The 3,932-nt window shown below is 38.6% G+C and carries 6 protein-coding genes and 2 pseudogenes; 6 read left to right on the forward strand and 2 right to left on the reverse strand.

What is annotated here, in order from left to right:
- The 4 genes and pseudogenes from CWATDRAFT_RS30275 to CWATDRAFT_RS30290 form a co-directional block, all read left to right on the forward strand.
- A pseudogene (locus tag CWATDRAFT_RS30275) lies at nt 1-728 on the forward strand (IS5-like element ISCwa2 family transposase); the annotation flags it as partial.
- Nucleotides 729-842: 114 nt separating this feature from the next.
- Nucleotides 843-989: a hypothetical protein gene (locus CWATDRAFT_RS39040; RefSeq protein WP_232287243.1), complete on the forward strand. Its 147-nt coding sequence runs from the start codon at nt 843-845 to the stop codon at nt 987-989.
- 70 nt (nt 990-1,059) lie between these two features.
- Entirely contained in the window at nt 1,060-1,416 is a 357-nt protein-coding gene (locus CWATDRAFT_RS30285) for a type II toxin-antitoxin system RelE/ParE family toxin (RefSeq protein WP_042712934.1), read from the forward strand.
- Complete coding sequence (locus CWATDRAFT_RS30290) at nt 1,406-1,678, forward strand: addiction module antidote protein (protein WP_232287244.1); 273 nt, start codon at nt 1,406-1,408, stop codon at nt 1,676-1,678. Before CWATDRAFT_RS30285 ends, CWATDRAFT_RS30290 begins: the two co-directional genes overlap by 11 nt.
- A 23-nt stretch (nt 1,679-1,701) precedes the next feature.
- On the opposite strand, the gene CWATDRAFT_RS30295 is transcribed toward CWATDRAFT_RS30290, so the two are convergent.
- Nucleotides 1,702-2,286, reverse strand: a complete 585-nt coding sequence (locus tag CWATDRAFT_RS30295) for a tyrosine-type recombinase/integrase (RefSeq protein ID WP_007308538.1) — start codon at nt 2,284-2,286, stop codon at nt 1,702-1,704.
- Between the two features lie 197 nt (nt 2,287-2,483).
- On the opposite strand from CWATDRAFT_RS30295, the gene CWATDRAFT_RS30300 reads away from it, so the two are divergent.
- Nucleotides 2,484-2,738, forward strand: a complete 255-nt coding sequence (locus CWATDRAFT_RS30300; protein ID WP_007308536.1) for a UPF0175 family protein — start codon at nt 2,484-2,486, stop codon at nt 2,736-2,738.
- A 184-nt stretch (nt 2,739-2,922) separates the two neighbouring features.
- Nucleotides 2,923-3,138, forward strand: coding sequence for a hypothetical protein (locus CWATDRAFT_RS30305; protein ID WP_042712930.1), 216 nt, complete (start codon nt 2,923-2,925; stop codon nt 3,136-3,138).
- 306 nt (nt 3,139-3,444) lie between these two features.
- On the opposite strand, the pseudogene CWATDRAFT_RS40820 reads toward CWATDRAFT_RS30305, so the two are convergent.
- A pseudogene (locus CWATDRAFT_RS40820) lies at nt 3,445-3,932 on the reverse strand (IS4 family transposase); the annotation flags it as partial.

The raw sequence follows: 3,932 nt of genomic DNA on the forward strand, positions 1-3,932 counted from the left end.
AAAATTGTCTAGAGACTATCAAAAAAGTTTATGAACAACAACAGTCAATGTGGGAGAATAAGACCCAGAGTGTTCCTCAAAGAATTGTAAGTTTAACTCAACCGCATATTCGTCCAATAGTGAGGGGAAAAGCAGGAAAACCAATAGAGTTTGGAGCTAAACTCTCAGTAAGCTGTGTAGATAACTATGTGTTTCTAGAAAAAATAAGTTGGGAAAACTTCAATGAATCTTGTCATTTAAAAGAACAAGTAGAAAAGTATAAAGAAACGTTTGGCTATTATCCCGAATCCGTCCATGTAGATAAAATTTATCGAACTAGGGAAAACAGAAATTGGTGTAAGGAAAGAGGGATAAGAATCAGTGGTCCGAAGTTAGGAAGACCTCCGAAAAATGTCAGTGAAGAAGAAAAGAAACAAGCCCACTCCGATGAATGCTTCCGTAATGCTATTGAGGGAAAGTTTGGACAAGCTAAACGAAGATTTAGCCTAAATCTCGTGATGACAAAACTCCCTGAAACCTCCATTACATCTATTGCTATTACATTTTTAGTTGTCAATCTTTGTAAACTTCTGAGGCAGTTTTTGTCGCTTTTTTTGTCCTTATTTACTAATAATAGAACAGGGGAACTTATCAAACCGCCTTTCATTAATTTTGATTATACTTTAAACAATTTTTATGTACTAAAACTTATTGATTTGTCAGAAAATCCTTGGTCAAAAGTGGCATAAATTTTGGAGAAACTTTTTCAGCAAACCCTAAATTAAGATCAAGATTAAAACAGTTATACAGAAGAAGGAATATCTGAGGGCGTTCTCCAAAAAGGGCGTGAGGATGTTATTGAGGTGCTTGAGGTTCGGTTTGAGGCGTTACCAAACGAATTAGTGGAGAAAATCAATCAAATTGAGGATTTGGAGTTATTTAAAACCTTATTAAGACAAGCGATCACCATCGAGGGACTCGATGACTTTCAGGGGCTTCTTGAAGCGTAGTCTTCATATTTTCCATTGACTTCGATGGTTTTGTGACTCTATAATGTATCTTGTAGGATACATTATCCGAATGAAATCGACAATTGAAATCAAGCTCTTAGAGACTGATGAGGGAAAAGTTCCTTTTGAAGAATGGTACGATTCACTGAGGGATAAAATCACCAAAGTTAGAGTTAGACGGCGTTTAGACTGCATTGAACTAGGGAATTTTGGGGATACCTCTTCGGTGGGGGAGGGTATTTTTGAATTACGGCTACATTTCGGGTCAGGATATCGAGTCTATTTTGCCCGTGTCGGCAATACGATCATTGTGCTTGTCGGGGGTGGGGACAAAAGTAGCCAAAAGAAGGACATCGCCCAAGCCAAAGCTTTATGGAGGCAATATAAAGATGAAGCTCAAAAGTATGCACGAAAGCTTGGATCGTGACTTACAAGATCCAGAATATGTGGCTCTGTATCTCAATGATGCGCTGCATGAAGGATCACCTGAAGAATTTTATCTCGCCTTAAGGAATGTTATAAAAGCCAATCAAGGGATGAGTCAATTAGCGGCAGAAACTGATCTAGGAAGAGAAAGTCTTTACAAGGCACTTTCAGAGTCAGGGAATCCACAATTTTCAACGGTAAGCAAAATCGTCGGGGCTTTGGGCTTACAAATCTCCATTGAACCCGTGATCAATGCATCCTAAGTCGGTTTGAAGAAGCAAAAAACCTAAAAATCGAGAGTAGAGATCGCACTGTGTTTTTGTTTATCTGTGACTCCTAAATACCGTTCCAACGCTCCGAGGGTGCGATGTCCTGAAATGGCTTGAATATGTCGTAAAGGAACCCCTGCATCGCTCATTTGAGTCAGGGCGGTTCTTCTGAAGCTGTGGGTACTGACTCCTTCCAATTCTAGACGACGACAAGCTTCTCGCAAGATTAGATCAGCACTCCCTTTATGGATATGTCCTCGCCCATGTCTTCCAGGGAACAGATGAGGATTGTATTTGTTGAGAGAGGGGGCTGAGTCCTTATATTCTTCGAGATAGACTTTTAAGCGGGGATGAATATCGATTTCTCTGGTATCTTGTTTCCCTTTAGTATTGAAGCTGCGGATCACCAGCTTATCGCGCACTCCTTTGAATCCGATCACATCAGCATAGAAGAGGGTACAAGCTTCGTTAATGCGGGCTGCTGCGTAGAGACAAACCCCAAATAACGCTCGATCTCTTGGCTTAGTTAACCCTTCGGTAAATAATAGAGATATCTCGTCGGGGGTGAGAATTTCTGCCCGTCCATAGCGATTAACTTTCATATCTATCCAGGTTACATGATCATATCACACTTTGATCAGCTAACAGGGCAAAAAAGGCATGGATGGGTGAATTAGGGGGCAAGTTAAGCGGGGGTTATCTCTTTCTACCTCGGTGTACTATAAGCGGCTCTTATTGACTTTAACTTTTGTGACGACTGTGGGGGACTCCCATGAGTTAATTATTAGGAATCAAATCAATGCCAAATCAATTGACGATAAATTATCCTGAAAGTTTTCCTGATGCAGTGGGGGTAAGTAAAGAACAGTTTGAACACGAAGCGAAGTGGGCGATGGCGGTTAAGCTCTATGAGATGAAGCGACTGTCTTCTGGAATGGCGGCCGCTATGTTAGGGGTTGAACGAGTGACTTTTTTACTCAAATTAAGTGATTATGGGGTTCCCATGATTGATTTAAGGTCAGAAGAATTATTATCAGATTTAAACAATGCCTAAACCGGAGAGAATTGTCATTAATACGTCCCCAATAATAGCGTTAGTAGCTGCTTTGGGAGAGTTAAGGAGTTTCTAGATTAGTCAGTATTAAAACGAAAGTTATTCAGGATTAAAACAATACTTATTTAATGCTGATTTAGTACCAAGTTGAACAGAGAAAAAATCAAATTTAGGAGTTTACATTATGTTTATTAAAGGAATAAAAAAAGGTAAAAATATTGAGTTATTAGAGGAAATTAATATCCCTGAAAATCAAGAAGTTATAGTAGAAATTAAAGAAGTCTCTAATTTTTGGACAGCGTTACAAGATTTTAGAAAAAGAGTAGATTTAGATTCTCTTGATGATGATACTTTCGAGAATTTACGGGATAAATCGACTGGCAGAGATGTAATTTTATGACCTCACGGGGTGACAAGCCCGTTAAAACCCTGATTGAAAGAGGGTTTCAGCCGTGGTGATCGCTCTATAAATTGTCAAAAACTAGAGGGCTTATTGAGAATAAATAATAATGATAATCATTCTTGCCGTGTGTGTGGGGGGGAGGAGGGTTACACCGTTCTCCCCCCCACAGGGTTGATGCTCAAAATCAACCCCTTGGGCAATATTAGTTTTTATTAAATAATAAAAATTGGTTTATTTTGGATAGTTACATCTAAAATAAATCATCTTCCACTGGTTATTTTATGTTAAGATAAAATAGGGGAATTAAGCCGTCTTATCTATTATGGACATGGCTTGTAACCCTTTTTTATAATTGTTGAGTTTCTGGGGATTATTGCTCATCATAATTGAAATAAAATCAGAGTAAAATTCCCAAGCGTGAATCCAAAGAGAGCCATAAAGTCCTATCCAAAAATTACTATGTCTTCGGTCACGTCTTGATTTTTCAGTTAGACGAGCAATATATTTTCCTTGATTGGTTTGTCGAAATGTTTTGCCTTTTAAAGAAGTAGCAGTGTAAGCGATCGCTATTAATAAAATCAAGGAATTTAGTCGTTTATTATTGGCTTTACTTCCCTCCCAATTATAACCCCCTGTCTTACAATCCTTGAACATAGCTTCAATACCTGCCCTGGCTCGATAGACTTTCAAGACCTCTGATAAACTGTCTAAGTTGGTAAGAATAAACCAAGGCTCTTTTTCCTGTTTGCCCTTGTATTTTCTTTTCCAATATGCTCCCACATTAAAGTTTC

It is taken from the genome of Crocosphaera watsonii WH 8501, assembly GCF_000167195.1.
GTDB classification, from domain to species: domain Bacteria; phylum Cyanobacteriota; class Cyanobacteriia; order Cyanobacteriales; family Microcystaceae; genus Crocosphaera; species Crocosphaera watsonii.